The sequence below is a fragment of the Mesorhizobium sp. WSM4829 genome, assembly GCF_055811475.1.
The window spans coordinates 148767-174536 of sequence record NZ_JBVVQJ010000010.1; the positions used below are offsets into that span (position 1 = coordinate 148767).

Consider the following 25770-nt stretch of genomic DNA (forward strand, 5'->3'; position numbering starts at 1 on the left):
GTCCGCCCCCCCCCCCCCCCCCGGGGGCCCCCCCCCCCCCCCCCGCCCCCCCGCCGCCCCCCCCGGGGGGGGCCCCCCCCCCCCCCCCCGCCGCGCGGGGGGGGGGGGCTCTCCGCTGGCATGGCTAGGGCGACGTCACCGTCAGACGGCCTTTCATGTTGGGGTGGAAGCGGCAGAAATAGTCGAACGCTTCCGCCTTCTGAAGGATCATGCTCGCCGATGTCTTCGGCGGGATCATCACCTCCCAGTCGCCTTTGACGGTCGCCGTGTGGGCGAACACGTCCTTGTTGACCCACTCGATCGTGTCACCGACCTTCGCCTCGATGCTTGCCGGCGAAAACACCAGCTTCTCGATCGTCACCTCAATCGTTTCGGCCTTGGCTGGTGCGGCAGCAATAGTTAGCGCCATTGCAATCCACAGATGCGGTTTCGACACCGTCGGTGCTGTTCTCATTTCAGCATGCCGGCGACATGTTCGGCATGCTGTTCATGGCCCTGGAATAGCTTCAGGCCGGTCTCCAGCAGGCTCTTCAGTTCGGCATTCTCGGCCGAGGGGATCAGCAGGGTTTCGAGCGCGCCGTTGACCTGCTTGTGATAGGCGACCTCGTTGTCGAGATAGGCCTTGTCGAACGCGGCGCCGTCGAGCTTGGCGAGCTTCGCCCGTTCCTCGTCCGCCGCCTTGGTCAGCGCCTTGCTGGTAGCGTTGTCCTCTGGGGTCACGTTGAGCTTCTTGACCAGGTCAAGCGCTTGTTTGTTTACGGCTTCATGGTCTCGCACCATGTCTTTGGCGAAATCGAGAATCTCCTTGTTCTTCGATTTCTTCAGCGCTTGCACGGCCGCCTCAACGTCAAGCACGCCGGCTGTGTAGGCGATGTGGGCGATCTGCGGGTCGCTCGGCTTGTCGGAGGCTTGCGCCAACGTCGCTGCGCTGAGCAGGAAAAGCGCTGCCAGTGCGGTGGTCGATCGAATAAAGATGACGTTCTCCTTCGCCGGACGCGGTTGGCTCCGGGCATTTTCAGTTGACGATGTTTGGATGCCGGAAGGCGGCAAACGTTCCCGGGAATTCGGGAAAATCAGCTGGTAAAGCCAAGCCGCTGCATCACCGCGGCGGTCAGCCGTTCACACCGGCGGCCGGCGAAGGGGAAGGCATCGAGCAGCACCGGGCCGATCTGATCGGCCAGCGCCTTGCGGACTAGGGCGCGGGCTCGGTGCAGCCGGGTCTTGACGGTTTCGGGCCGCACATCGAGTAATTCGGCGGTCTCGTCTATGCTGAGACCCTCGATCACCCGCGCCACGAATACTGTCCGGTAGACATCGGGAAGTCGATCGGTCGCCCGTTCGACAAGCTCGAGGATCCGCCGTTGCGCCATCATCCGCTCCGGATCGTCGCTGGGATTGAGGGGGAACTCGATGATTTCGGCTTGTAGATTTTGCGGCATCGCTACCGTTCGCCGCCTTTTGCGCAAACGCCCAAGCGCCTCGTTGATGACGATGCGTGACAGCCATGTGGCGAGAGAGGATTCGCCGCGAAAATCCCCGAGCTGGGCAAAGGCCCTGACATAGGCCTCCTGCACGATGTCTTCAGCCTCGCTGTCGTTGCGGACGACGCTGCGGGCGATACGATAGAGTCGCTGGTTGTGCATTTTGATAATCGTGTGGAAGGCTCCGCCCTCGCGCGCCAGCGCACGGCTGACAAGCTGCATCTCGCCAGATGCGGCGGGCATGACGGTCGCAGATATGGCCGGTTTCCTCATCGCGAGCCAATCTCATGACCGGAAGCAAATCCTCCGATCGAAACATTGGACGGGCTAACCGCGAAAAGGTTCCCGAACATTTTTCCCGGCGGCCGGCACCGCTTACGCTGCCGCTTCCGCCAACGCCTTGTCGCCAGCTTGCGCGCGTGCCGTTGCGGCCAGCAGATCGGTCTGCGTGATGAGGCCGAGGATGTGCTGGTTGTCGTCTACGATGACGACGGCGTGGCTGCGGCCGTCGGTAAGCACCGGCAGGAGGCCCATGGCCGGCGCGCTCGCCGAGGCAGTCGCCACGGCCTTTGTCACGCTTTTCACCGCTTGCGCCGCCCGCGCCAGTTCGCGCAGTCCGACGGCGCCAATAAGCTTGGCCTCCGCGTCGACGACCGGCAGCATCCGGATATTGTGATCGAGCAGCAGATGACGCGCCTCGTCGGCATCAGCATGCTCGTCCACGGCAATCACGTCGCGCGACATGATATCCTCGCACAGCAAGGTCCGGTGCGTGCGCACCATCGCCTGTAACTCCACCTGCCGCAGTAGCCGTTCGAGATCGTTGCGGTCGATGTCGAACGTCTCCTCCAAAGCGCCGAGCGCAGCATCGATGTCCTCGGGCCGGAAGCCGATACGCTCCTGCGCCGGTGGATCGATGGTGCCGTGGCTGTTCTTTGACGCAGCGGTGGTACCATGCGGGTAGGTCCGTCGCGTCAGCTTGTGAAAACCGTATCCGAGCGCCACCAGCACGATCGAGTTCAATGCCACCGGCACGAACGGAAACAGGAAGCCGGCGTCGATGACGGCCGGGCCGCCGAACACCGCCGTCAGAGCCGCCGCGCCGCCTGGTGGATGTAGGCAGCGTGTGAACGACATCGCGGCGATGGCCAACGATACCGCAATGCCCACCACAAGGACGGGCTCATGTATGAAACGCGCCACAATCACGCCGACGAGCGCCGATATGGTGTTGCCGCCGATGATCGACCAGGGTTGCGCCAACGGGCTCGCCGGCACTGCGAACAAAAGCACGGCCGAGGCACCCATCGGCGCCACGAGCAGCGGCACATGCGGGCCGCTGCCGAGCACGAGGCCACTGATCGCGCCGGTCAGCGCAATGCCGATCGTCGCACCGAAACAGGCGATCATGCGCTCGCGCAGTGTCGCGCCGGCCAGTATGGGAGAAAAAAGACGAAAGGCCATGGGTGCTCTGGGGTTTATCCCACTCTGGGGGTTGATCCCCGAGGAGTGTTGAACTTTGAAACGCCTTGCAATGACGCCAGACTGCTGAATTCGAAAGCCAAACCAATCCGAGAAATAGCGGATTTGGGAAATATTGTTGCGCTACGCGGGTAGATCAGGCGAGGTCCGGCCGCCAGCCGGAGCAGCTACACAGCGTGATCCGGCTAGTCTTTTCAAGAGGTTGAGCGCGTTTTCTGAATCGGTTTTGGAAGCTCGCTACCGTAGCTCAACCCGCCGCCGCAGTGAGGCCGCGCGCCAGATCGGCCTTCAAATCCTCGACATCCTCGAGCCCGATCTGCAGGCGGATGAGCGGGCCGTCATAAGGCCCCTTGGCGACGATGCGGTCGCCGAGGAAGACCGGCACCGCAAGGCTCTCATAGCCGCCCCAGGAATAGCCGAGGCCGAATATCCTGAGCGCGTCGAGGAAGGCATGCTGCTGTTTCTGGCCGCCGCCCTTGAGCACGATCGAAAAAATGCCGCTCGAGCCGCAGAAGTCGCGCTTCCAGAGATCGTGGTCGGGATGGCTGGCAAGCGCTGGATGCAGCACCCGCGCCACGCCCGGCTGGCCCTCCAGCCAGCCGGCGATCGCCAGGGCGCTGCGCTGATGGTGGTCGAGGCGCACACCCATGGTGCGCAGGCCGCGCAGCACCTGATAGACATCGTCCGGCCCGGCGCAGCAGCCCATCGTGTAAAATGTCTCGCAAAGCTGTTTCCAGCAGGCCTTGTTGGCCGACGCCGTGCCGAGCAGCACGTCGGAATGGCCAGCCGGATATTTCGTCGCCGCATGGATCGAGATGTCGACGCCATAGTCGAGCGGGCGGAAGTAGAGCGGCGTCGCCCAGGTGTTGTCCATCATCACGATCGCACCTGCGGCGTGTGCCGCGCTGGAAATGGCCGGTATATCCTGCACCTCGAAAGTGTTGGAGGCCGGCGATTCGGTGAACACGACCCTGGTGTTGGATTTGATCAGCGCCGCTATACCGGCGCCGACATGCGGATCGTAATATTCGACCTCGACGCCTAGCCGTTTCAGCATCGTGTCGGCGAAATTGCGGGTCGGGTGATAGACGGAATCGACAATCAGGACATGGTCGCCCGCCGACAGGAAGGCGAGCAGCGGCACTGTCACCGCCGCCAGGCCGGAGGGCACCACAATCGTGCCGGCCGAGCCTTCCAGTCCGTCGATGGCGCTGGCAAGCGCGTCGGTGGTCGGCGTGCCGCGCGTGCCGTAGGTGTATTTCTGGCCGCGTGCCGCCATCGTCGCCGCGTTGGGAAAGAGCACGGTCGAGGCATGCACGACCGGCGGGTTGATGAAGCCGAAATAGTCATGCGGATTGTTGCCCGAGTGGGCAAGCCGCGTGTTGATGCCCATTTCATTGCCGTCTTTTGCCATTGCGCTTCGCCTCTGATGAAGCGCTAGCCATAGTGCGGCGGCATTGGCCGCGCAACCGTTCGCCATCCGCCAGCCGGCGGACTGGTTGTGCCAATCGCTCCGATGGCATTCAGGCGCGCGACGCTGTCTCGCCGAAGAAGGATTTCAGAAGCCAGCTCCGATTCGCGTTGGCCGGACCTGCAGTTGCTGGCTAATTTTCGGGCGCGTTTGTCTGCAATTCAGGCATTTGCGGCAAATGGTTTGAAACTCTTTGGGTTTCGGTCATTTTCCTTGACCTCACTGTGATAATCGCCTTCGATGCAGCTCGTGAATGGGAGGCAGCGCGTCGGTTGCGATGCGGGTTCCGGTAATGGGCCGGAACGGGAAGCTGCGTTCACACGGAAAAAAAGTCAGGTTCGCCTGAAAAAAACAGAAAAGGGTCTGTGGGTTATGAAACACATTGCAATCGGCATTCTGGGCGCCGCCACGCTTGGATTGGTGGCTTCGGCCGCGTCGGCGGCCACGCTCGACGACGTCAAGGCCAAGGGCTTCATCCAATGCGGCGTGTCGACCGGTCTGGCCGGCTTCTCGGCGCCGGATGACAAGGGCGACTGGCAAGGCATCGATGCGGACTTCTGCCGCGCTGTCGCGGCCGCCGTGTTCGGCGATGGCACCAAGGTCAAGTTCACGCCGCTCAGTGCCAAGGAACGCTTCACCGCACTGCAGTCAGGCGAGATCGACGTTCTGTCGCGCAACACCACCTGGACCATCAACCGCGATACGGCGCTTGGTCTGAACTTCGTCGGTGTCACCTATTATGACGGACAGGGCTTCATGATCAACGCCAAGAAGCTGCCGGGGGTGAATTCCGCGCTGCAGCTTTCGGGCGCGGCGGTCTGCGTGCAGAGCGGCACCACGACCGAACTCAACCTCGCCGACTACTTCAAGACGAACAAGATGGAGTACAGCCCCGTCGTCTTCGAACAGCTGTCAGAGGTCGACGCGGCCTATGACGCCGGCCGTTGCGATGTCTACACCACCGACCAATCAGGTCTCTACGGCATCCGGCTGACGCTGGGCGCGCCCGCCGACCACGTCGTGCTGCCTGAGATCATCTCCAAGGAACCGCTCGGACCGGCCGTGCGCCAGGGCGACGATCAGTGGTACCACATCGTCAAGTGGACCTATTTTGCGCTGCTGCAGGCAGAGGAACTCGGCATCACCAAGGCCAATGTCGAGGAAATGAAGGCCTCGGAAAATCCCGAGATCAAGCGCGTGCTCGGCCAGGAGGCCGATACCAAGATCGGCACCGATCTCGGCGTCTCCAACGACTGGGTCGTCAACATCGTCAAGGCCGTCGGCAATTACGGCGAAATGTTCGAACGCAATGTCGGGTCGGGCAGCCCGCTGAAGATCGCGCGCGGCATCAACGCGCTGTGGACCAAGGGCGGTCTGCAATACTCTCCGCCGATCCGCTGATCGAAATGTGATCCGGGAGGCAGATCGTCTGCCTCCCGGTTTCTCTTTCCAGGGGATGGTCGAATGGCATCGCAGGAAATTCTTCGCGAGGAGCCAAGCCGCGGCTCCTTCATCAATGATCCAAAGGTCCGCGGCATAGTCTTCCAGGCGGTGGTCGTCATCGTGCTGGTTGCGTTGGTCTGGTGGATCGTCCAAAACACCATAGACAATCTGACGCGCCTGCGCATTGCGTCAGGCTTCGGCTTCCTCAGGGGCCGCGCCGGCTTCGACATCAGTGACAGCGCCATCGCCTATTCGTCGGATTCGACCTATGGCCGCGCCATTGTGGTCGGCTTCGTCAACACGCTCATCGTTGCCGCCGCCGGCATCGTCACCGCCACCATCATCGGCTTTATCCTTGGCGTCGGCCGGCTTTCGCACAACTGGCTGATCCGCAAGATCTGCATGGTCTATGTCGAGGTCTTTCGCAACATCCCGCCGCTGCTGGTCATCTTCTTCTGGTATTCCGGCGTGCTTTCGGTGCTGCCGCCGCCGCGTGAAAGCATCAATTTGCCGTTCAGCTCCTTTCTCAACCAACGTGGCTTTTATTTTCCACGCGCCGTGTGGGGCGAAGGCTCCTGGCTGATCCTGGTTGCTTTGCTTCTCGGCATCGCCATGGCGTGGTTCGTCGCCCGCAAGGCGCGTCAGCGGCAGATGGCGACCGGCCAGCAATTCCCTGTGTTCTGGACATCGGCGGCTTTGATCATCGGCTTGCCGTTGCTGGCCTACGCGCTCAGCGGCTTCCCGCTGAGCTTCGATTATCCAAAGCAATCGACCTTCAACCTGACTGGCGGCTTTCAGGTCAAGCCGGAGTTCCTGTCGCTCTACCTGGCGCTGTCCTTCTATACGGCGGCCTTCATCGCCGAAATCGTGCGGGCCGGCATCATGGGCGTCAATAAGGGTCAGACCGAGGCAGCTGGTGCGCTCGGGCTGCGGCCGGGATCGATCCTGCGGCTTGTCGTCATTCCGCAAGCCATGCGGATCGTCATTCCGCCGCTGACCAGCCAATATCTGAACCTGACCAAAAACTCGTCGCTGGCCATCGCCATCGGCTACCCGGATCTGACGGCGACGACCGGCACGGTGCTGAACCAGACCGGTCAGGCTATCGAGTGCGTGCTGATCATGATGGTGGTCTATCTCGCACTCAGCCTGTTGACGTCGGCGGTCATGAACGTGGTCAACGCCAGAATGGCGCTGGTGGAGAGGTAGCGACATGCAGGAGCACGATCTTTCCTTCGTCCGCGTCGAAATGGCGCTGGCACAGTCGGCACCTGCAAGCGAGCGCGGCCTGGGCGCCTGGATACGCAAGAACCTGATTGCGTCGACCGGTGACACGATCCTGACCATCATCGGCATCGTGCTGGTCGCGATGATCCTGCCGCAACTGATCAGCTGGGCCTTCATCAACGCCCAATGGACCGGCGCGGACCGTACCTTTTGCGCCACGGCGGCACAGGGCGGCGTCCAGCCGGACGGCTGGTCCGGCGCCTGTTGGGCCTTCGTCAACGCCAAGTTCGGCCAGTTCATGTTCGGCCGCTATCCGATCGATGAGCGCTGGCGGCCGATCCTGGTCGCCATCCTGTTCGTAGCGCTTCTGGTGCCGCTGCTCATCCCGAAGGTGCCGCGCAAGGGGCTGAACGCCATCTTGTTCTTCGGGGCGCTGCCGATCTTTGCCTTCATCCTGCTGGTTGGTGGCGTGTTCGGCCTGCCGCATGTCGAAACCCCGCTATGGGGAGGGCTGCTGGTGACGCTCACCCTGTCCTTCGTCGGTATTGCCGTGTCGCTGCCGCTCGGCATCGTGCTGGCGCTCGGCCGGCGCTCGAAGATGCCGATCGTCAAGATGCTGTGCGTCATCTTTATCGAGACGGTGCGCGGCATCCCGCTGATCACCGTGCTGTTCATGGCCAGCGTCATGCTGCCGCTGTTCCTGCCGGCCGGCGTCAGCTTTGACAAGTTCCTGCGCGCGCTGATCGGTGTTTCGCTGTTTGCCGCTGCCTATATGGCCGAAGTGGTGCGGGGCGGCCTGCAGGCGATCCCCAAGGGCCAGTATGAGGGTGCGGATTCGCTCGGCCTCGGTTACTGGCAGAAAATGGGCCTGATCGTGCTGCCGCAGGCGCTGAAGCTGGTCATTCCCGGCATCGTCAATACCTTCATTGGCATGTTCAAGGACACCAGCCTGGTCTCGATCATCTCGATGTTCGACTTGCTCGGCGTCGTCAAACAGAATTTTAACGACCCCAACTGGGCAACGCCGCAAACGGCCAGGTCCGGCCTGGTGTTCGCTGCCTTCGTCTTCTGGCTGTTCTGTTTCGGCATGTCGCGCTATTCGATGTTCACGGAACGCCGGCTCGACACCGGCCACAAGCGCTAAGAACAAAAAAGGGAACCTTCCATGACAATAGAAAATGCAGTCAGTGCGGAAGAGATCAAGGTCAATGCCGCCAAGATGCAGGTTTCCACCACCGATGTCGCCATCGACATCATCGCCATGCACAAATGGTACGGCGAATTCCATGTGCTGAAGGACATCAACCTGAAGGTGATGCGCGGCGAGCGCATCGTCATTTGCGGCCCTTCGGGCTCGGGCAAATCGACGATGATCCGCTGCATCAACCGGCTGGAAGAGCACCAGAAGGGCAAGATCATCGTCGACGGCAAGGAATTGACCAACGATCTCAAGAAGATCGACGAGGTGCGCCGCGAGGTCGGCATGGTGTTCCAGCATTTCAACCTGTTCCCGCATTTGACCATCCTGGAAAACTGCACGCTGGCGCCGATCTGGGTGCGCAAGACGCCGAAGAAGCAGGCCGAGGAAATCGCCATGCACTTCCTCACGCGCGTCAAGATTCCGGAACAGGCCAACAAATATCCCGGCCAGCTTTCCGGCGGCCAGCAGCAGCGCGTCGCCATCGCCCGCTCGTTGTGCATGAATCCGCGCATCATGCTGTTCGACGAGCCGACCTCGGCGCTCGATCCCGAAATGATCAAGGAAGTGCTGGAGACGATGGTTGGCCTCGCCGAAGAGGGTATGACCATGCTCTGCGTCACCCACGAGATGGGCTTTGCACGCAAGGTCGCCAACCGGGTGATCTTCATGGACCAGGGCCAGATCGTCGAGCAGAACACGCCAGCCGAGTTCTTCGACAATCCGCGCCACGAGCGCACAAAACTGTTCCTGTCGCAAATCCTGCACTGATTGCTCTCACGCGAATCAAAAGAGCCCGGCCGAACCCCGCCGGGCTCTTTTGCGTCTGAGCCGTCAGCAGGCGATTGCGCCCCGATTGCGAGCCCGTCCCTCATGAAAAAGCCGTCCCTCGTGAAAAGGCCGTCCCTCGTGAAAAAGCTTGGACGTTTTCTCGCCATTCTGGTGGTGGCAATCGTGCTTGCCGTGGTTCTGGGCACATTCATTCCACGGCCGCTCTTGCCGGCGGCCGCCGCCGATCCCGCCGCCACCAGGCACGTCGTGGTGCTGAAAAATCCGATCCACACCGACATCGCCATCCCGGTCGATGACGACGTGCGCAAGCGCTTCCATTTCCTGGTCGGTGGCGGCATTCCGGCCGACATGGCTGGGGTCCGCTACATCGTCTTCGGCTGGGGAGGCCGCGCCTTCTATCTGGAGACGCCGACCTGGTCGGAACTGAAGGCGGCGCCGGTGATGAAGGCGCTGACATTGGACGCATCGGTGATGCATGTCGATGTCGCCGGCAACATTGTCGAGCCGCACCCCGACGTCGCCGGCTTCGACATCAGCGAGCAGCGTTTTGCAGCGCTGCTCGACTTCATCGCGGCGAGTTTCCAGCAAGGGCCGAACGGTCCGATCCTGATCGAGAATGCCGCTTATTCCAGGTTCGACCGCTTCTACGAAGCCAACGGCCATTTCAATGCGCTGGCTGGCTGCAACACCTGGACAGCGGCGGCTCTGCGTATCGCCGGCCTGCGGACAGGCTGGTGGAATCCGCTGCCGGCCTCACTCGACCTGTCGATGCGGATTTATAATTGATGCTCCGGGTAATCAGCGCCTCATTCCGGCGCGCCCCCCTCTGTCCTGCCGGACAGAGAGGGGCGCTGTCCCGCCAACCGGCTTTCATTGCCGATCGCCATCCGGCGGCCGCCAGCCATAGAGCCAGTCGAGATCGGCCGCGAGCTTTTCCGGCGAGCGCCACTTCAGGAACAGGTTGCGCGAGACGGCCACCGGCCCCGCTGCATGCCAAGCGAGCCGGTTGACCGCCCCGCGGCGGGCGACCTTGGCGATGCGCGGGCGGCGCATCTTCTCCCAGGCGGCAAGCGCGCCCCACGGATCGGCGGGCGCGGCAGCGACAAAGCCGGCAAGGGTTGCTGCATCCTCGATCGCCATCGCCGCCCCCTGCGCCGCGAACGGCGTCATTGCATGCGCCGCATCGCCGATCAGCGCGATGCCGGCGGGGGTCGTCCATGGCTGTGCCTGGTCGACTGTATGGATCGGCCACGCGGACCACGGGCCGGCATCCTCGACAAGCCGGGCCAGCGCTGCCGCCGTGCCACGCATGGCGCCGACGAGGATATTGGGATCGGCGTGGCCCGACCAGCGCTCGGCGATGACCTCGCCCCTGGTGAAGGCAGCCAGGTTGAACGCCATGCCGTTGCTGACTGGATAGGCGACGAGGTGGAAGCCGGGATGCAGGAAGGTGGTCACGCAATTGGCGGCGCCGACCGCCGCAAGGGCTTCTCCTGCGACACTGCCTGCACTGATCGTAGCGCGCCAGGCAAGCTCGCCCGAAAACCGGCTTTTGGCCGCAAACCCGCCAAAAGCCCGGATCGCCGACCAGACGCCGTCGGCGCCGATCAGCAGAAAGCCGCCAGCTTCGACTGTCTTGCCGGCAATCTCGACTGTTGCCGTGGCATGGCGCGGTCCTGTGGCGATGCCGCCGACGCGCGCGCCGGTGACGAGACTGATGTCCGGCTGTTCGGCAAGGCGCGCCATCAGCGCGTCTTGCAGATCAGCCCGATGAGCGACGAGATAAGGCGCCTGCCAGCGCCTTTCGGCCGCTTCGCCAAGCGGCACCCGCGCCAGCTCATGCAGCGTGGCGGCGTCCTTGAGCACGACCGCCTCCGGCCGCACCGCCGCCGGCAACAGCCGGTCGAGCACGCCGAGCTGGCGAAGGATGCGCGTCGCGTTGGGTGAGAGCTGGATGCCGGCGCCGGCCGCTTCGAGGCGCGGCGCCTGTTCGAACAGCCGCACCAGATAGCCGCGCTCGGAAAACGCCAGTGCCGCGGTCAGTCCGGCGACGCCGGCTCCGGCGATAACGACCTGCCGGGACCGGGTGTCGTCCATCGGATGGTGTGCGCGTCAGGCGGCCTGGTGGATATAGAGGCATCCGGCAGGCTGCGTTTCCGTCGCCTTCAGCTTTGGCGAATAGCGATAAAGCGTCGAGCAATAGGGGCAGACCTTTTCATTGTCGTCGCCCATGTCGAGAAACACATGCGGATGGTCGAAAGGCGGGTTGGCGCCGGTGCACATGAATTCCTTGACGCCGATGTCGATCGCCGGATAACCCGCATCGTTCTGGAAATGGGGAATGGAACCGCCTGCCATCGTCGTCTCCTATATTTGCCGCATGACCCCGGATCATGTGCAAAATCAAAATCTACCGCGACCCTGGCGCGTCCAAAGGACGCGCCGCACTGCAGCCTGGATTCGCGTCCAAAGGACGCGCCGCGCTGTACCTGGATTGCATCTGGATCATAAGCAGTCTCTTTGCAAGATCGATGAAATCAAACTGTCGTAAAAGCCTGTCACAGGATAAGCTAAGCCGGTTAAGGCATGGCCCCGAAACCTAATTCGGTTTTGCTGGGGATCATGCGTAGCTTAAGTGGCGGGAGCGTCCTTTTGCGCGTCCGCAAAGACGCGCGACGCTGTGGCCAGCGGGTGCGAAACGAGCAGGAACCATGAACGAACTAAAGCCGGTGCAGAGCGAATTCACCACTGTCGAGGTGGCGAGCCCAGAGGGCGGCAACCCGGATCGGTTCGTCAACCGCGAGTTTTCCTGGCTGCAATTCAACCGCCGCGTCCTCGAAGAATCGCTGAACGCCAACCATCCGCTGCTCGAGCGGGTCCGCTTCCTGTCGATTTCGGCCGCCAATCTCGACGAGTTCTTCATGGTCCGTGTCGCCGGTCTCGCCGGCCAGGTTCGCGAAGGCATCACGCTGAAGAGCGCGGACGGCCGCACCCCCGAACAACAGCTGGAACAATTGCTGCGCGAGGTCGAGCGCCTGCAGGAGGACCAACAGAACAGCCTATCCGCTCTGATGCTGCTGCTCGACAAGGAAGGCATCGAGAGCATCAGCCGCGATGGGCTGACCAAGGACGAGAAGACCTGGCTCGAGGATCATTTCCAGGAGCAGGTGTTTCCGGTGCTCACACCGCTGTCGATCGACCCGGCGCATCCGTTCCCGTTCATTCCCAATCTCGGCTTCTCGATGGCGCTGCAACTGCGCCACCGCAGGAATGGCGAGGAGATGAGCGCGCTGTTGCGTCTGCCGGTGGCGCTGAAGCGCTTCATCCGCTTGCCTGACCGCAAGCATCATGTCCGCTTCATTCCGCTGGAAGAGGCGGTCGGCCTCTATATCGGCAAGCTGTTCCCCGGCTACGAGGTCAAGGGCTCCGGTACGTTCCGCATCATCCGCGACAGTGACATCGAGGTCGAGGAGGAGTCCGAGGATCTCGTGCGCCTGTTCGAGACGGCGCTGAAACGGCGTCGCCGCGGCTCGGTCATCCGCATCGAATTCGACAAGCTGATGCCGGCCGAACTGCGCGAGTTCGTCGCCGGCGAGCTTGGCGTCTCGTCGAGCCGGATCAGCGTGCTCACCGGTCCGCTGGCGCTCAGCCAGATTTCCGAGATCGTCGCCATCGCCCGCGACGATCTCAAGTTCAAGCCTTACAATCCGCGCTTTCCCGAACGCATCCGCGAGCACGGCGGCGACTGTTTCGCCGCCATCCGCGAGAAGGACATCATCGTTCATCACCCCTACGAATCTTTCGACGTGGTGGTGCAGTTCCTGCGCCAGGCGATGGCCGATCCGGAAGTGGTGGCGATCAAGCAGACGCTCTATCGCACCTCGAACGACAGCCCGATCGTGCGCGCTTTGGTCGACGCGGCGGAGGCCGGCAAGTCGGTGACCGCGCTGGTCGAGCTCAAGGCGCGATTCGACGAGGAAGCCAACATCCGCTGGGCGCGCGACCTCGAGCGCGCCGGCGTTCAGGTCGTGTTCGGCTTCCTCGAACTGAAGACCCACGCGAAAATGTCGCTGGTGGTGCGGCGCGAGGACGGCAAGCTGCGCAACTATGTGCATCTCGGCACCGGCAACTACCATCCGGTCACCGCGCGCATCTACACCGACTTGTCCTTCTTCACCACCGCTCCGACGATCGCCCGCGATGTCGCCCAGCTGTTCAATTTTATCACCGGCTACGCCGAGCCGACCGAGGAGATGCGGCTGGCCATCTCGCCGTTCACGCTGCGCAAGCGCATCCTCAAGCACATTTCGGACGAGATTGGCCATGCGCTGGAGGGCAGGCCGGCCCGCATCTGGATGAAGATGAATTCGCTGGTCGACCCGATCATCATCGACGCGCTCTATGACGCCAGCCGCGCCGGCGTCGAGATCGATCTCGTCGTGCGCGGCATCTGCTGCCTGAGGCCCCAGGTGCCGGGCCTGTCGGAAAACATAAGGGTCAAGTCGATCGTCGGCCGCTTCCTCGAACACAGCCGCATCTATTGTTTCGGCAACGGCCATGGACTGCCGTCGGACGGGGCGATCGTCTACATCTCATCGGCCGATTTGATGCCGCGCAATCTCGACCGTCGCGTCGAAACCATGGTGCCGATCACCAATCCAACGGTGCATGAACAAGTCCTCGGCCAGATCATGCTGGGCAACATCATGGACAACCAGCAAAGTTTCGACGTATTGGCTGACGGAACCTCCCGGCGCGCCACGCTCGAGGAGGGCGAGGAACCGTTCAACGCGCAGGAATATTTCATGACCAATCCGAGCCTCTCCGGACGCGGCGATGCGCTGAAATCGCATGCGCCCAAGCGCATCGCGCAGTTCAAGCGCCGCAAGAAAAACGCCGCAGCGACCGGCTGATGATTTCAACGTCCCAGGGCCGGCTTCAGGACCGCCGACCGCTGTCCATCATCGACATCGGGTCGAACTCGATCCGGCTTGTCGTCTATGAGGGGCTGGCGCGCTCGCCGACCACGCTGTTCAACGAAAAGATGCTGGCCGGCCTCGGTCGCGGCATCGTCTCGACCGGAAGGCTCGATCCCGAGGCGGTGACCCGTTCGATGGAGGAGTTTCGGCGTTTCCGCGCGCTGTCCGAGCAGGCCGGCGCCGAGCATATGTATGTGCTGGCGACCGCCGCCGCCCGCGAGGCGGTCAACGGCCCCGATTTCATCCACCGCGCCGAAGATGTGCTCAAGACCGAGGTCCAGGTGCTGAGCGGGCGCCAGGAAGCCCACTATTCCGCGCTTGGCGTCATTTCCGGCTTCCACCCGGCCAACGGCATCGCCGGCGACCTCGGCGGCGGCAGCCTCGAGCTGGTCGACGTCGATGGCGAGGCAATCGGCGACGGCATCACGCTGCCGCTGGGCGGCCTGCGCCTGCAGGACATGGCCAAAAACTCACTGGCCCAGGCGGCAAAGATAGCGCGCGACGAGCTCGCGAAGGCAAGGCTGCTGAAAGGCGGGCAGGGCAGGCCGTTCTATGCCGTCGGCGGCACCTGGCGAAACCTCGCTCGGCTGTACATGGAAATGACCAGCTATCCGCTGAGCGTCATGCATCATTACGAGATCGGCATCGACAGCGCTGCGAACTTCCTCAAGCAGGTCGCCAAGGGCGAGATCGAGAAGATAAGGGGTATCGAGGGAGTCTCGAAGAACCGCCGCTCGCTGCTGCCTTATGGCGCCATCGTGCTGCAGGAGATCATGACGGCGATGCAGCCGTCAAAGATCATCGTCTCGGCGTTAGGCGTGCGCGAGGGCTTTCTCTATTCGCTGCTCGACAAAGCCGAGCAGAAGGCGGATCCGCTGATCTCGGCCTCGGAGGAACTCGCCCGGCTGCGTTCGCGCTCGGTCACCCACGCGCAAGAGCTTGTCGAGTGGACGGGCAAGACCTTCGCCGCCTTCGGCATCGAGGAGACGGTCGACGAGGCGCGCTACCGCCGGGCCGCCTGCCTGCTTGCCGACATCGGCTGGCGCGCGCATCCCGAATATCGCGGCAAGCAATCGCTCAACATCATTGCCCACGCCTCCTTCATCGGCGTCGACCATCCCGGCCGCGCCTTCCTGGCGCTGGCCAACGCCTACCGTCATGATGGCGTCTTCAACGAATCGATCGCGCCGGAAATCAAGGCGCTGGCAACGCCGCGCTATATCGAGCGCGCCCGTGTGCTGGCCGCGGTGATGCGCGTCGTCTACCTGCTGACGGCGGCAATGCCGGGCGTCATGCCGCGGTTGAAATGGCAGAGGCGCGGCAATGGCGCGCTGGCGCTGGTGCTGCCGGCGTCGCTGGCCGACCTTTACGGCGAACGGCCGGCCGGGCGACTGGCGCAACTGGCGAGGGTCACCAATCGCCGGCTGGTGCTGGCGGTCGAGGGCGGCCCCACTATGCCAGCCAAGTAGTCTGGCCCAGTCAAGTAATTCGGCTCGGTCAAGTAATTCGGCTCAGTCCGGCAGCTTGTGTCGTTCAAGTCGTTTCAGCGCCGATCCGAAGCATCCGCCCGTCGATCGAGTAGGCGCCGGCGCCTGCCATTGCCAGCGCCAGAAAACCGCCCGATAGCGCGATGTCCTTCATCAGCATCTGCGAATGCATGAAGGTCAGCGTCGGATCGTCGCCGCCTTGGCCATAGTGGCCGATGAAGCCTGCCGCGATGCAGAAAGCGGCAAGCAGGAGCGCCACGATCGGCGTCTTGAGGCCGACGAGGATGAGCAGTCCGGCGATCAGCTCGAACAGCCCCGTCGCCCAGGCTGCGAGCGTCGGCAGCGGCAGGCCAAGGCTGGAAAAATAGCCCGATGTGCCGGCAATGTCGGTAAGTGCGTGAAAGCCGGACGGAACGAATAGAGCGGCGAGCAGCAGCCGCGAAAGCAGAAGCAGCGCATCGCGCGGCATTGGTCACCTCCGACGTCGGCGGCGGTTGGCTTCACCCCGACACCTCATCCTAGCAGAAAGTCCGACCGGCTGATCGACGGGCATAAACCGACAACGAAAAAGGGACGCGGAAAATTCCGCGCCCCTGCTGCAAGTTCCTGGACCGCTTCAGCCGCGCTTGGCGTCGACCGAATAGGCGCCGGCGCCCGAGGAAGCCAGCACGAGGAAGCCGCCGGCAATCGCCAGGTTCTTCATGAAGCTGATCATCTGCATCTGATCGGCCCAGCCGGTGTGGGCGACCAATCCCGTGGCGACGGTGAAGATTGCCAGCACCCAGGCGGTGATCCGGGTCTGAAAGCCGATGAGGATGGCGAGGCCGCCGAGCAGCTCGAGCAGACCGACGACAATCGCCGTCACGGTCGGCATCGGCAGACCCATGCTGCCGAAGTAACCGGCGGTGCCGGCGATCGCAGTGAGCTTGCCGAAACCGGAAAGCACGAAGATGACCGAAAGCAGGATACGGCCGAGCAGGATGCTGCCTGAGGCGTTGGAAGCGGCGTTGGAAACGGTGCCGGAACCGGCAACGGACGTGTTGGTGGACATGATGGGCTCTCTCCGGGAGGGGTTGTGGTGCCCACCCACATAGAGCAGGGCGACTGTTCACCAAAGATGCAGATTTGGTTACAGATTGTTCACCGCAGTAAAGTTTTTGCGATCAGCGCAAGATCATCCCGGATGCGTCATCTCCTCTGGCCGAACCAGGCGGTCGTAGTCGGCTTCGCTGACCAGCCCGGTGGCAAGCGCTTCCTCACGCAAGGTTGTGCCGTTCTTGTGAGCGGTCTTGGCGATCTTGGCGGCGTTGTCGTAGCCGATGGTCGGCGCCAGTGCTGTCACCAGCATCAGCGAACGGTCGAGGGCGGCCTTGATATTGTCTTCCCGCGCCTCGATGCCGACGACGCAATTGTCGGTGAACGAGATGGAGGCGTCGGCGAGCAGTTGCACCGACTGCAGGAAATTGTAGGCCATCAGCGGGTTGTAGACGTTGAGCTCGAAATGGCCCTGGCTGCCGGCGAAGGTCACGGCCGCATTGTTGCCGAACACCTGGATGCAGACCTGGGTCATCGCCTCGCACTGGGTGGGATTGACCTTGCCCGGCATGATCGACGAACCCGGCTCGTTTTCCGGCAGCGACAGTTCACCAAGGCCGGAGCGCGGGCCGGAGCCGAGCAGACGAATGTCGTTGGCAATCTTGAACAGGGCGCCGGCGCAGGCGTTGATGGCGCCATGCGAGAACACCATCGAATCATGCGCCGCCAGCGCCTCGAACTTGTTTGGCGCGGTGACGAAGGCGATGCCGGTGATCGCGGCGATGCGATCCGCCACTCTCTCGGCAAAGCCGACCGGCGCGTTGAGGCCGGTGCCGACGGCCGTGCCGCCTTGCGCCAGTTCCTGCAGGCCGGGCAGCGTCATCTCGATGCGTTTGATCGAGGAGGCGACCTGCGCGGCATAGCCCGAAAATTCCTGGCCAAGGGTGAGGGGCGTCGCGTCCTGCGTGTGGGTGCGGCCGATCTTGACGATGTGGGCGAATGCTTTGGTCTTGGCCTCCAGCGCGGCGTGCAAATGCCTGAGCGCCGGCAACAAATCGTGCACGATGCGCTCGGCGCAGGCGATGTGCATGGCCGTCGGATAGGTATCGTTCGACGACTGGCTCATATTGACGTGGTCGTTGGGATGCACCGGTTTCTTCGACCCCATGACACCGCCCAGCAGTTCGATCGCCCGGTTGGAGATCACCTCGTTGGCGTTCATGTTGGATTGCGTGCCCGAGCCGGTCTGCCAGACGACCAGCGGGAAATGATCGTTCAGCTTGCCGTCGATGACTTCCTGAGAGGCTTCGACGATCGCCTTGCCGATGGCCGGGTCGAGCCGCTTCAGCTCCATATTGGTTTCGGCCGCCGCCTGCTTGACGATGCCGAGCGCGCGAACGATCGACGCCGGCTGCTTTTCCCAGCCGATTTTGAAATTGCCCAGCGAACGCTGCGCCTGCGCGCCCCAGTAACGATCGGCGGCGACCTCGATGGGACCGAACGTGTCGGTTTCGGTTCTGGTCTCTGGCGCGCTCACATGTCTCTCCGGTCTGTCGAATTCGGCACCGGCGTATCGCGTTGCACAAATGGCTTCAAGCGAAGATTGCGAGCGACAAGGATGCAAATCGGTTGAAGAAGCGCCTCTCTCACCGACCAATCAGCGATCGTGAGGTTGGAGATAGGCGCAGTGTTTCCGTCGGTCTGGCCAGGCCCGACTGCAATGCCTGCCAGGCCGGCGCCGCGGCAAGCGCGGCTTCAACGCTTTCGTGGGCGTCCGCGCTGTCGAAGGCGGCGACGCTGATGAAGACGTTTGCGCCTGATCGCACCGGCAGGCGGGGAAAGCTGTTTTCGGCATGTTCGGAGACAAACGCAGCAAGCGGCCGCGCGCCAAGTGCCGCCAACACGGCAATCGCGTCGGTTTTGAAGCGGCTGGCGAAGTCGGCTTCGGCGCCGTGCCGCAGATGATGAATCTTGATGACAACAATATCCGACAAGCGATTGTCTCCGCTTGGTTTTTCGTAACCATCCAAGGCTGCTCGTCGCGATCCAGACAGATCGAAGCCGGCGCCTGGCCATGCCGGTTTCAGCAACAGCACGTCGTCGGAGGAGATCATCGTGGCGTTGGCGGCGTCGCGCCAGGCCGCCCAGACGGGCCCCTCATAGAACGCGGTCAGTGCATTTTTCCGCGCTTCCATACCCTCGAAGCCGCGCAGCCAGATGAACATGTCGGGCCGGTCGAGATCGCGAAACTGACCGATGATGGTCATGTCTGCCGCTTCCTGACCCTCGATGAGGTGACCGTCGAAGATGCCGATCAGCGTGTCGCGCCGGCCAGGTTTCAGCGTGTATTGCCTGAGCTCGACGACCGGCGAGGCGTTGAGGCCGGGTTTCGACGCGGCATTCAGGGGCAGGCTCATCGCGCAATCTCCAAAACAGGGCATTTGTCCTGTTTTTAAAAACAGACCGGTTGTCCTGTTTTGTCAATCTGCTATCGTTGAAAAATGTCAGCAGAGATGACCGCTCGCCCAAAGGCGCAGCCCGGCAAACGCACCAACGACCCGGAAGGCCTGCGCAAACGCGTGCTCGATGTCGCCGAAGCCTCGTTTCAGGCGCGCGGCTACCATGCCTCCAGCCTCGGCGACCTGATGGCCGCGGCAGGCGTCACCGGCGGCGCGCTGCATCATCACTTCCCGACCAAGAAGGCGCTGGCGCTGGCGGTGATCGAGGAGCGGGTCGCCGCGGCCGTCGAAGCAACATGGATCGCGCCGGTGCAGGCGGCAGGCTCGGCGCGCGAGGGCGTGCGCAGCGTGTTCGAGGCAGTGGCCGCGGAACTGGAGCAACAGGGTTTCGTGCGCGGCTGCCCGCTCAACAACCTGGCGCATGAATTGTCGCTTGCCGATCCGGATTTCCGCACCGCACTTGCCGGCATTTTTTCGGCGTGGCGCCAGGCGATCGCCGACAAGATCAGGGCCGACCAGCAAGCGGGCAGGGAGCAGGACACCGACCCGCAGCGTTTCGCGGCACTCGCGGTCGCGACCTATTCCGGCGCCATGTCGATGGCCAAGGCAGCGCAGGATTCAGGCGTGCTGCGCGATTGCCTGAACGCGCTGGAGCAGGGAGTTTCCCCAGTTTCTTCATCCAAGGGCGAAGCAAGAGCGAAGCGACGTCGCAGGGTGCTGCGGCAGTACAAAGCCTTTTGATGCCGGAGCGCCAGTCGCCTTCTGCCCTGCCGGGAGTTAATTCGGCAGCGGTTTGATGACCTCGTAGCCGACCACGCTTTCGGCGTTGGTGCCCTCGTCATAGCGCCTGGCCAGAACGGCCTGCAGATCGGGCGCATAGAGCGCGGTGAATTCATCCTGGGTCTTGCCGGCCTCGTTCTTGATCGTCTGCCTGACCGCCAGGACGTTGTATTTGCAGTCGCCCAGGCTGAACGTCTCCTTGCCTTTTACGTTGATCTCGAGCGTCTCGGTGTCCTTCGGCTGTTTGTTTGCAGCGAGGCGGACGAAAACGGTCGTGCTTTTCGCCCCGGCCTTGAGCGGAAACAGCTTTCTGAGATCCGAAAACGGGATCATCGCAAGCTGACCGGTCTCGCTGTCGCGAAACACCTCGATCAGACCGCTGAACAGAAACTGCGTCTGCGGCGATTGGGATTGGTATTCGTTGGCGACCGACACCATTCCACCCGCCGCCGGTCGAAACTCGCTGTGGATGCCGGGCCTTTCGAGAATGAAGCCGGCCTTGGCGGCTTTGGCGTCGATGCACTCGGCACCATGAGCGGCGCTCGCCAGGATGGTAAGTGCCGTCGCGATGGATATAGTCTTCATAGCGTTTGCCCGCGCAAGTTGAGTCCTGACCTGAAAGCAATGCCAGACCTGCGGCAGCGTGTCGACATGCCGTTCGCGGCAACTGGACGAAGAGGCGCCGGCTGTGCTGAATTTCACGCCATGAATCGCATCTCGGCAGGATCACTCTCCCGGCGCCGCTTCCTGACGCAGGGAGCAGGGCTGGCCGCGGCCGGCGTCCTTGCGCGACCGGCGCTCGGACAGACCGGACAGCGCATTGCGCCTGTCGACGCCACCTTGCTGTTCGTCGCCGATGTCCATGCCTGCCGCATGGCCAGCGGGCTGAGCCCCAATTGCCAGCAGGAAGGCAAGACCGACGCCGCCTTGCTGCGCAGTATCGCCGCGTTGAACGCCATTGGCGAGAAGCACTGGCCGGCCGAAATCAACGGCATCGCCACCGGCCTGCGCTCGGCCGGCAGCCGCATCGGCACGCCGCTCGGCCTCGTCGTCGGTGGCGACATGACCGATGACGGCGGCGGCCAGGTCATCCAGCCCAGCGAGGGCACGCAGCTGCTCCAGTTCAGCCAGCGTTACCAGCAGGGCATCGGCCCCGATCGCGTGCATGTGCCGGTCTATGTCGGTCTCGGCAACCACGATCTCGACCAGAACGGCCCGCCAAACCACGTCGACTGGTACCGCCGCGAAATGCGCGACTATGTCGAGGTCAACCATCGTGCCGGCGTGTTCTTCAAGCCGCCGGTGCCGGTGACCAGTTACGATGTCGACACCGACTGCTACTCGTGGGACTGGGGCGGCCTGCATCTCGTCCAGACGCACCGTTTCGCCGGCGACACCGGCCATGGCGCGGTCTCCGGCCTGTCATGGCTGAAGCAGGATCTGGCGACCTATGCAGCGGACGGCCGCCCCGTCATCCTGTTCCAGCACTATGGTTGGGATGTTTTCTCGATCGAACGGTGGGATGCCGCCAAAGGAACCTTCGACGATGAAGGCGCTGGTGCGCCGCACTGGTGGAGCGAGGCGGACCGGCAGGCGCTGCTGGCGGCGGTGAGGGGCTACAACGTCATCGGCATCTTTCATGGCCACCAGCACGAGACAGCGATGATCTACCGCGGCGATGGGCTCGACCTGTTCAAGCCGAAGGCCGCTTATATGGGCGGCTTCGCGCTGGCGCGGGTGAGCGGCGACAGCATGGACGTGGCGCTTGGCGAAGCCGTTGGCGACCATGGCGAGATCGCCTTCACCAACGCTTTCTCAAAGAGCCTGAATTTCTAACGGAAGCGGACAGCGGACCGCTAAACCGCTTTCCTCATCGCAATTGAAACAGCAGCGCAGGGGTCAGATCACCTTCCTGAGCTTGTGCTTGATGTCGCCATAGGCCTTCTGCATTTTGCCGGCGATCTTGTCGGCCACGCCTTCAGCCTGGACGCGCCTGTTGCCGGTGGCCTTGCCGGCGGCTTTCTTCAGCGAGCCCTTGAGCTGCTTGGCTAGGCCCGCAATCTGACTCTTGTTCACCATGGCCGCATCTCCCGGAATCAATCTGCTGTTTGGAAAACGGGTGGCTGGGTTTTCGGTTCCGGAGCCCTGCCTCGCCGGTCAATCAACAGGCCACGGCCTTTGGCCCTGACCGCCATGGCGATTGCTACTCGGCATAAAAGAACGCCCCTCGCGCGTTTTATTGCACGGGAGGCGTCCTTTGTGTCAGCCTTTCCTGAGATTGCTCTCATGAACTGCTGGCGATATTTAAAATGCACGGATGCCAAGATGGTTCCCGGCATGGCGCGATTTTTTTTACATTTTTAACAGCTGGCGCTGGGCCCGGTTTTCGGCGTCAGATCCGCCGTCGAATTGCCTGCGCAGCCAGCGTGCCGCCATCGGCCCGCCGACGACGAAAGCAGACGGCGAAAGCAAAAAATTGACACGGCGCCAAAAGAAGTCTAAAAGCAATTCGTCGATATTTGTTTGACCGACTTTTGTTATCCGCGTGTCCAGGCGCGCCTTTGACGAACTTCCCCCATCAAAATCGAGACAAACGCTGTTGTGCATTCGCATGACGGCGAACGAATATTTGCCACGGAAAGGGTTCGTTATGAGCACAGGCACAGTTAAATGGTTCAATGCCACCAAGGGTTTCGGTTTTATTCAGCCTGACGACGGCTCGGCCGACGTTTTTGTCCACATCTCGGCCGTAGAGCGCGCCGGAATGCGCGACATCGTCGAGGGCCAGAAGCTCGGCTACGAGATGGTCCGCGACAACAAGTCGGGCAAGATGTCCGCCGATCAGTTGAAGGCGGCCTAAAACGGAATTCAGCCTCGCCGGTGACCACGGATGTACTGGCACCGGTGAACGGCAAATTCCAGCGCATGACCTCGGAAACATCAGTTTCCGGAAAGGATCATGCGCAGAATGAGCAAGTGCACGCGCGTTCAACCGGACGCGCGGCGCTCCAGCGGAGGTCAGGCAATGCCTGGCCTTTTGCGTTTCGGGCGCCGCAAAAGTTCGAAAAGAGCACCGCGCGTTCGCTTGAACGTGCTAAGGATGCTCCAGCAATTTGAAATCGACTGCCGTATTGCTTTGTGCGTGGTCCTGGTCGAAAGACCGGTCTCGCCATTTTCGGCATTACGCTCCGAACCGGGAGAAAGACCTTGACCGCCACTTCGAAGAAATCCCGCGACCACGCCGAATCCATCTTCAGCAAGACCCAGACCCAGTCCATGTCGCTCAACCGCATTATTTCCGAGCAGGATGCTGTCAGCCAGGCCCGGGAAGCCAAGACCGCGCGGCTGCGCGAACTGCGCCTGGAAAAGGAAGCCGACGAGCTGGCTGCAGCCGCCTCGCTCGCTGCCTCGCCGAAGCGCGCAGGCAAACGCTGATGGCCACCAAACGCGTCCCGCAAGAGGCAATCGCCGCCGATTCGACCATCGCCGATGTCGTGGGAGCCCTCGACAAGCCGGTCGAGTATGTCCGGCGCGTTCTCGAAAAGCTCGAGCGGTGCAAGCGCGCCCATGGCGATGCCCAGGTCAGGCTCGGCGTGCGTGGCCGCTCCGAATGCCCGAACTATCTGATCGAGTATGTCCGCGAAAATGCCAAGACCCGTGAGCGCGTCACCCATCAGGATGCCGCCTATAGCGGCAGCACGCATCGCGAACTGGCACCCCGGCACATCGAGGAGGCCAGGAACTGGTCGCCCGAGGAAATGAACATCACGGCGGTCTCGGCGCTGATCGGCCGGCTTCGCAACCCGAATGCGCCATCATCGCGTTTCTCCGACGAGGATTGATATGGCCATAAAATTTTCCGCCAAGGATCAGCCGGCAGCAGCCGCTGCCACCGCAAAGCTGGCCAAGCCGGCCGCCGCGCCGAAAGCCGATGTCGCCGCCGAGGCAGCGACCGACCTGTTCAAGTCGCCGGCGGACGTGGCGTCGCGCAAGACCAGGAAGAAAAAATAGCGCCCTTGCCGAGCAACGCCGGTATGAATTCTGTTGCGTCAGGGCTGCTCGCCCTGGCGAGCGCCGGAGACTTTTCATCACTGGAGGAGCGCGCCGCCCCTCTCTTCGACTGCCGGAGCTGTGGCGCCTGCTGTTCCTACTCGGCCGAATGGCCGCGCTTCTCGACCGAAGATGACGCGCAGCTCGACCGGATCCCGCAGAAATATGTGGCTGCCGACGAAGCCGGCATGCGCTGTGACGGCGTGCGCTGTTCGGCACTTTCGGGCGAGGTCGGCAAGTCGACCATTTGTGGCATCTACGAGGTCAGGCCGGACGTCTGCCGCGCCTGCATGCCCGGTGGCGACGACTGCCTGATGGCGCGCAAGGCACATGGTCTGCCGGCGCCCTGATAACGGGCCTCGATAGATCTCAGTTTGAATTTCCACCTCGGGTGGGAAGCGGCCATTCCTGTCGCTGGGCTGTGGAATTCCAGCGCTCTGCGGCCAGGCCATCGGATGCGTCGAGTAGAGACGGGCGGCTCAGTCGTTCCTCACTGAGTCAGCGTGTTTTTGTAGATCAGGCCGTCCTTCATGATGATTTTGAAGTTGTTGGCAGGATCGGCCACCAGGTCGAGGTTCTCCAGCGGATTGCCTTCGACGAGCAGGAGGTCGGCGAGCGCGCCCTCTTCGATCACGCCGAGCTTTCCCGGATAGGGATTGCGAAGGCCCGACAGCGCGAGCAGCTCGGCATTGGTCCCGGTCGCCATGACGAGCGCTTCGGCAGGCGTGTACCAACGCACAAGCGACGCCAGGATTGCTCCCTGCTGCTTCGCCAGCGCGCGGGAGAACAGGACATCGGTGCCCCATGCCGTCTTGATCTTGTATTTCTTCGCGAGTTCGTAGGTCCTGCCGATGCCCGGCCACACCTCATCGGCCTTGGCTCGCTCGACCGAACCCTCTCGGAGGCCTGTCCTCATCAATTCGGGAAGCGGCTGCAAGCTCAGCCAAACGTCCTTTTCGGCGATCAGCTTGGCGGTTGCCTCGTCCATGAGGAAGCCGTGTTCGATGCACTTGACGCCAGCCGCGACAGCCTTCCGGATCGCATCCGAGGTGAAGGCGTGCGCGGCGACGTAGGTGCCCCAATTCTCGGCAATTTCAACGGCGGCCCGCAGTTCGGGCTCGGTGAAGGTGGTGACGTCGAGCGGGCTGTGGGGCGACGACACTCCACCGCCCGCTGTCAGCTTCAGCAGCGCGGCCCCCTGCATGAATTGCTCGCGGGCACGCAAACGCACCTCGTCGGGACTGTCCACGACTATGCTGCCGCCGTTCCTCTCCATGGGGGTGAACAAGCCGCCGATCGTCCGGGGCAAGTCGCTGAGCTGGCGGAAATCCCCATGCCCGCTGGTCACGGTGATCATGGCTCCGGACGGATAGATGCGCGGTCCCGCGATGATGCCTTGATCTATCGCGCGCTTGAGGCCGAACACCGGCCCGCCCACGTCGCGAACGGTGGTGAAGCCGCGCATCAGCGTATCCGTCGCCTCGTCGCCGGCCGCAAGATTGGCGAAGCCGATGTCGCCCATCGCCTCTGCCGGGGTGGATGCAATCAGCATTGCGTGCCAATGCGCATCGATCAGCCCCGGCATCAGCGTTCGCCCGTTGCCGGCGATGCGCTGCGCGCCCTCGGCCGCGATGGGACTTGTCGAAATCCGCGCGATCAGCTTGCCCTGCACCAGCACACTCGACGGAGCCGAAAGTGCGGCGCCCTTCCCGTCGAAGATGCGGACGTTTTCGAAAAGCACGTCATCGGCGCTCGCGCTGGCGCAAAGTCCAAGCAGGAGAGCCGCCGCAAGCATTTGTCTGCCAGAGCGAAGCATCGTGAAAACCGCGCGCGCAACAAAGAACAACACAGCGGCGCAGGACAGGGCATGCGCCGCAACCTTGCCT

Annotated in this window: 29 protein-coding genes; 14 read left to right on the top strand and 15 right to left on the bottom strand. The window is 62.8% G+C overall.

Annotation, left to right across the window (positions count from 1 at the left end; all coding sequences use genetic code 11):
* Nucleotides 1-124: 124 nt before the first annotated feature.
* The 5 genes from AC0L17_RS12755 to AC0L17_RS12775 all read right to left on the bottom strand — a co-directional run bounded on the left by AC0L17_RS12755 (nt 125) and on the right by AC0L17_RS12775 (nt 4377).
* Nucleotides 125-454: a cupredoxin domain-containing protein gene (locus AC0L17_RS12755; RefSeq protein WP_473516077.1), complete on the bottom strand. Its 330-nt coding sequence runs from the start codon at nt 452-454 to the stop codon at nt 125-127.
* Nucleotides 451-975, bottom strand: a complete 525-nt coding sequence (locus AC0L17_RS12760; protein WP_473492410.1) for a DUF4142 domain-containing protein — start codon at nt 973-975, stop codon at nt 451-453. The genes AC0L17_RS12755 and AC0L17_RS12760 overlap by 4 nt, the downstream gene beginning before the upstream one ends.
* A gap of 98 nt (nt 976-1073) precedes the next feature.
* Nucleotides 1074-1754, bottom strand: a complete 681-nt coding sequence (locus AC0L17_RS12765; RefSeq protein ID WP_473516078.1) for an RNA polymerase sigma factor — start codon at nt 1752-1754, stop codon at nt 1074-1076.
* A gap of 102 nt (nt 1755-1856) precedes the next feature.
* Nucleotides 1857-2945 (bottom strand): HPP family protein, encoded by a 1089-nt coding sequence (locus AC0L17_RS12770; RefSeq protein WP_473516079.1) that lies wholly within the window; start codon nt 2943-2945, stop codon nt 1857-1859.
* 265 nt (nt 2946-3210) lie between these two features.
* Entirely contained in the window at nt 3211-4377 is a 1167-nt protein-coding gene (locus AC0L17_RS12775) for a cystathionine beta-lyase (RefSeq protein WP_473516080.1), read from the bottom strand.
* Nucleotides 4378-4806: 429 nt separating this feature from the next.
* Here AC0L17_RS12775 and AC0L17_RS12780 point away from each other — a divergent pair, with 429 nt between their 5' ends.
* The 5 genes from AC0L17_RS12780 (at nt 4807) to AC0L17_RS12800 (ending at nt 9880) form a co-directional block, all read left to right on the top strand.
* Nucleotides 4807-5835, top strand: a complete 1029-nt coding sequence (locus AC0L17_RS12780) for an amino acid ABC transporter substrate-binding protein (RefSeq protein WP_091590648.1) — start codon at nt 4807-4809, stop codon at nt 5833-5835.
* A gap of 63 nt (nt 5836-5898) precedes the next feature.
* Nucleotides 5899-7086 (top strand): amino acid ABC transporter permease, encoded by a 1188-nt coding sequence (locus tag AC0L17_RS12785; protein ID WP_091590650.1) that lies wholly within the window; start codon nt 5899-5901, stop codon nt 7084-7086.
* Between the two features lie 4 nt (nt 7087-7090).
* The gene (locus tag AC0L17_RS12790) at nt 7091-8248 is read left to right on the top strand and encodes an amino acid ABC transporter permease (protein ID WP_027155356.1); all 1158 of its coding nucleotides are present in this window, start codon (nt 7091-7093) and stop codon (nt 8246-8248) included.
* Between the two features lie 21 nt (nt 8249-8269).
* Nucleotides 8270-9073 (top strand): amino acid ABC transporter ATP-binding protein, encoded by an 804-nt coding sequence (locus tag AC0L17_RS12795; protein WP_023800620.1) that lies wholly within the window; start codon nt 8270-8272, stop codon nt 9071-9073.
* A 138-nt stretch (nt 9074-9211) separates the two neighbouring features.
* Complete coding sequence (locus tag AC0L17_RS12800) at nt 9212-9880, top strand: TIGR02117 family protein (protein WP_473516081.1); 669 nt, start codon at nt 9212-9214, stop codon at nt 9878-9880.
* An 84-nt stretch (nt 9881-9964) separates the two neighbouring features.
* Here AC0L17_RS12800 and AC0L17_RS12805 read toward each other — a convergent pair whose 3' ends face one another.
* Together AC0L17_RS12805 and AC0L17_RS12810 are read right to left on the bottom strand one after the other, a co-directional pair.
* Entirely contained in the window at nt 9965-11191 is a 1227-nt protein-coding gene (locus AC0L17_RS12805; RefSeq protein WP_473516082.1) for an FAD-dependent monooxygenase, read from the bottom strand.
* 15 nt (nt 11192-11206) lie between these two features.
* The gene (locus AC0L17_RS12810; RefSeq protein WP_287229899.1) at nt 11207-11452 is read right to left on the bottom strand and encodes a zinc-finger domain-containing protein; all 246 of its coding nucleotides are present in this window, start codon (nt 11450-11452) and stop codon (nt 11207-11209) included.
* 353 nt (nt 11453-11805) lie between these two features.
* Between AC0L17_RS12810 and AC0L17_RS12815 the strand changes: the two genes are divergently transcribed.
* Nucleotides 11806-14007: an RNA degradosome polyphosphate kinase gene (locus tag AC0L17_RS12815; protein WP_236386729.1), complete on the top strand. Its 2202-nt coding sequence runs from the start codon at nt 11806-11808 to the stop codon at nt 14005-14007.
* The gene (gene ppx / locus AC0L17_RS12820; RefSeq protein WP_473516083.1) at nt 14007-15542 is read left to right on the top strand and encodes an exopolyphosphatase; all 1536 of its coding nucleotides are present in this window, start codon (nt 14007-14009) and stop codon (nt 15540-15542) included. Before AC0L17_RS12815 ends, ppx begins: the two co-directional genes overlap by 1 nt.
* 64 nt (nt 15543-15606) lie before the next feature.
* Here the strand turns inward: ppx and AC0L17_RS12825 are convergent, their stop codons facing one another.
* The 4 genes from AC0L17_RS12825 to AC0L17_RS12840 all read right to left on the bottom strand — a co-directional run bounded on the left by AC0L17_RS12825 (nt 15607) and on the right by AC0L17_RS12840 (nt 19012).
* Nucleotides 15607-16029: a DoxX family protein gene (locus AC0L17_RS12825; RefSeq protein ID WP_473516084.1), complete on the bottom strand. Its 423-nt coding sequence runs from the start codon at nt 16027-16029 to the stop codon at nt 15607-15609.
* Between the two features lie 147 nt (nt 16030-16176).
* On the bottom strand, nt 16177-16611 hold the full coding sequence (locus AC0L17_RS12830) for a DoxX family protein (protein WP_287243980.1): 435 nt from the start codon (nt 16609-16611) through the stop codon (nt 16177-16179).
* A gap of 123 nt (nt 16612-16734) precedes the next feature.
* The gene (gene fumC / locus AC0L17_RS12835) at nt 16735-18132 is read right to left on the bottom strand and encodes a class II fumarate hydratase (protein WP_473516085.1); all 1398 of its coding nucleotides are present in this window, start codon (nt 18130-18132) and stop codon (nt 16735-16737) included.
* 109 nt (nt 18133-18241) lie between these two features.
* Nucleotides 18242-19012, bottom strand: coding sequence for an NIPSNAP family protein (locus AC0L17_RS12840; RefSeq protein ID WP_473516086.1), 771 nt, complete (start codon nt 19010-19012; stop codon nt 18242-18244).
* Between the two features lie 96 nt (nt 19013-19108).
* Here AC0L17_RS12840 and AC0L17_RS12845 point away from each other — a divergent pair, with 96 nt between their 5' ends.
* Nucleotides 19109-19795, top strand: a complete 687-nt coding sequence (locus AC0L17_RS12845; RefSeq protein ID WP_473516087.1) for a TetR/AcrR family transcriptional regulator — start codon at nt 19109-19111, stop codon at nt 19793-19795.
* Between the two features lie 36 nt (nt 19796-19831).
* Here the strand turns inward: AC0L17_RS12845 and AC0L17_RS12850 are convergent, their stop codons facing one another.
* Nucleotides 19832-20419, bottom strand: a complete 588-nt coding sequence (locus AC0L17_RS12850) for a hypothetical protein (RefSeq protein WP_473516088.1) — start codon at nt 20417-20419, stop codon at nt 19832-19834.
* A gap of 120 nt (nt 20420-20539) precedes the next feature.
* Here AC0L17_RS12850 and AC0L17_RS12855 point away from each other — a divergent pair, with 120 nt between their 5' ends.
* Nucleotides 20540-21670, top strand: a complete 1131-nt coding sequence (locus AC0L17_RS12855) for a metallophosphoesterase (protein WP_473516089.1) — start codon at nt 20540-20542, stop codon at nt 21668-21670.
* 63 nt (nt 21671-21733) lie between these two features.
* Here AC0L17_RS12855 and AC0L17_RS12860 read toward each other — a convergent pair whose 3' ends face one another.
* Both AC0L17_RS12860 and AC0L17_RS12865 read right to left on the bottom strand, forming a co-directional pair.
* Nucleotides 21734-21913: a CsbD family protein gene (locus AC0L17_RS12860; RefSeq protein WP_473516090.1), complete on the bottom strand. Its 180-nt coding sequence runs from the start codon at nt 21911-21913 to the stop codon at nt 21734-21736.
* A gap of 273 nt (nt 21914-22186) precedes the next feature.
* Nucleotides 22187-22441, bottom strand: coding sequence for a hypothetical protein (locus tag AC0L17_RS12865; protein ID WP_156941649.1), 255 nt, complete (start codon nt 22439-22441; stop codon nt 22187-22189).
* Between the two features lie 43 nt (nt 22442-22484).
* Here AC0L17_RS12865 and AC0L17_RS12870 point away from each other — a divergent pair, with 43 nt between their 5' ends.
* The 5 genes from AC0L17_RS12870 to AC0L17_RS12890 all read left to right on the top strand — a co-directional run bounded on the left by AC0L17_RS12870 (nt 22485) and on the right by AC0L17_RS12890 (nt 24234).
* A complete protein-coding gene (locus AC0L17_RS12870) occupies nt 22485-22694 on the top strand; it encodes a cold-shock protein (RefSeq protein WP_010915421.1) in 210 nt (69 codons plus the stop codon).
* A 347-nt stretch (nt 22695-23041) separates the two neighbouring features.
* Nucleotides 23042-23269, top strand: a complete 228-nt coding sequence (locus tag AC0L17_RS12875; RefSeq protein ID WP_027155369.1) for a hypothetical protein — start codon at nt 23042-23044, stop codon at nt 23267-23269.
* Entirely contained in the window at nt 23269-23676 is a 408-nt protein-coding gene (locus AC0L17_RS12880; RefSeq protein WP_473492436.1) for a hypothetical protein, read from the top strand. The genes AC0L17_RS12875 and AC0L17_RS12880 overlap by 1 nt, the downstream gene beginning before the upstream one ends.
* 1 nt (nt 23677) lies before the next feature.
* Nucleotides 23678-23845, top strand: a complete 168-nt coding sequence (locus tag AC0L17_RS12885; RefSeq protein ID WP_287120983.1) for a hypothetical protein — start codon at nt 23678-23680, stop codon at nt 23843-23845.
* A gap of 23 nt (nt 23846-23868) precedes the next feature.
* Entirely contained in the window at nt 23869-24234 is a 366-nt protein-coding gene (locus AC0L17_RS12890; protein ID WP_473516091.1) for a YkgJ family cysteine cluster protein, read from the top strand.
* 140 nt (nt 24235-24374) lie between these two features.
* On the opposite strand, the gene AC0L17_RS12895 is transcribed toward AC0L17_RS12890, so the two are convergent.
* Nucleotides 24375-25679, bottom strand: a complete 1305-nt coding sequence (locus tag AC0L17_RS12895) for a metal-dependent hydrolase family protein (RefSeq protein ID WP_473516092.1) — start codon at nt 25677-25679, stop codon at nt 24375-24377.
* Between the last annotated feature and the right edge of the window lie 91 nt (nt 25680-25770).

Excerpts from the sequence above, each read along its gene's own strand:
- AC0L17_RS12755 (WP_473516077.1), bottom strand. The coding sequence starts at position 454 with ATGAGAACAGCACCGACGGTGTCGAAACCGCATCTGTGGATTGCAATG.
- AC0L17_RS12765 (WP_473516078.1), bottom strand. The coding sequence starts at position 1,754 with ATGAGGAAACCGGCCATATCTGCGACCGTCATGCCCGCCGCATCTGGC.
- AC0L17_RS12770 (WP_473516079.1), bottom strand. The coding sequence starts at position 2,945 with ATGGCCTTTCGTCTTTTTTCTCCCATACTGGCCGGCGCGACACTGCGC.
- AC0L17_RS12775 (WP_473516080.1), bottom strand. The coding sequence starts at position 4,377 with ATGGCAAAAGACGGCAATGAAATGGGCATCAACACGCGGCTTGCCCAC.
- AC0L17_RS12780 (WP_091590648.1), top strand. The coding sequence starts at position 4,807 with ATGAAACACATTGCAATCGGCATTCTGGGCGCCGCCACGCTTGGATTG.
- AC0L17_RS12785 (WP_091590650.1), top strand. The coding sequence starts at position 5,899 with ATGGCATCGCAGGAAATTCTTCGCGAGGAGCCAAGCCGCGGCTCCTTC.
- AC0L17_RS12790 (WP_027155356.1), top strand. The coding sequence starts at position 7,091 with ATGCAGGAGCACGATCTTTCCTTCGTCCGCGTCGAAATGGCGCTGGCA.
- AC0L17_RS12795 (WP_023800620.1), top strand. The coding sequence starts at position 8,270 with ATGACAATAGAAAATGCAGTCAGTGCGGAAGAGATCAAGGTCAATGCC.
- AC0L17_RS12805 (WP_473516082.1), bottom strand. The coding sequence starts at position 11,191 with ATGGACGACACCCGGTCCCGGCAGGTCGTTATCGCCGGAGCCGGCGTC.
- AC0L17_RS12810 (WP_287229899.1), bottom strand. The coding sequence starts at position 11,452 with ATGGCAGGCGGTTCCATTCCCCATTTCCAGAACGATGCGGGTTATCCG.
- AC0L17_RS12815 (WP_236386729.1), top strand. The coding sequence starts at position 11,806 with ATGAACGAACTAAAGCCGGTGCAGAGCGAATTCACCACTGTCGAGGTG.
- ppx (WP_473516083.1), top strand. The coding sequence starts at position 14,007 with ATGATTTCAACGTCCCAGGGCCGGCTTCAGGACCGCCGACCGCTGTCC.
- AC0L17_RS12825 (WP_473516084.1), bottom strand. The coding sequence starts at position 16,029 with ATGCCGCGCGATGCGCTGCTTCTGCTTTCGCGGCTGCTGCTCGCCGCT.
- AC0L17_RS12830 (WP_287243980.1), bottom strand. The coding sequence starts at position 16,611 with ATGTCCACCAACACGTCCGTTGCCGGTTCCGGCACCGTTTCCAACGCC.
- AC0L17_RS12840 (WP_473516086.1), bottom strand. The coding sequence starts at position 19,012 with ATGAGCCTGCCCCTGAATGCCGCGTCGAAACCCGGCCTCAACGCCTCG.
- AC0L17_RS12845 (WP_473516087.1), top strand. The coding sequence starts at position 19,109 with ATGACCGCTCGCCCAAAGGCGCAGCCCGGCAAACGCACCAACGACCCG.
- AC0L17_RS12850 (WP_473516088.1), bottom strand. The coding sequence starts at position 20,419 with ATGAAGACTATATCCATCGCGACGGCACTTACCATCCTGGCGAGCGCC.
- AC0L17_RS12855 (WP_473516089.1), top strand. The coding sequence starts at position 20,540 with ATGAATCGCATCTCGGCAGGATCACTCTCCCGGCGCCGCTTCCTGACG.
- AC0L17_RS12860 (WP_473516090.1), bottom strand. The coding sequence starts at position 21,913 with ATGGTGAACAAGAGTCAGATTGCGGGCCTAGCCAAGCAGCTCAAGGGC.
- AC0L17_RS12865 (WP_156941649.1), bottom strand. The coding sequence starts at position 22,441 with ATGCACAACAGCGTTTGTCTCGATTTTGATGGGGGAAGTTCGTCAAAG.
- AC0L17_RS12870 (WP_010915421.1), top strand. The coding sequence starts at position 22,485 with ATGAGCACAGGCACAGTTAAATGGTTCAATGCCACCAAGGGTTTCGGT.
- AC0L17_RS12880 (WP_473492436.1), top strand. The coding sequence starts at position 23,269 with ATGGCCACCAAACGCGTCCCGCAAGAGGCAATCGCCGCCGATTCGACC.
- AC0L17_RS12885 (WP_287120983.1), top strand. The coding sequence starts at position 23,678 with ATGGCCATAAAATTTTCCGCCAAGGATCAGCCGGCAGCAGCCGCTGCC.
- AC0L17_RS12890 (WP_473516091.1), top strand. The coding sequence starts at position 23,869 with ATGAATTCTGTTGCGTCAGGGCTGCTCGCCCTGGCGAGCGCCGGAGAC.
- AC0L17_RS12895 (WP_473516092.1), bottom strand. The coding sequence starts at position 25,679 with ATGCTTGCGGCGGCTCTCCTGCTTGGACTTTGCGCCAGCGCGAGCGCC.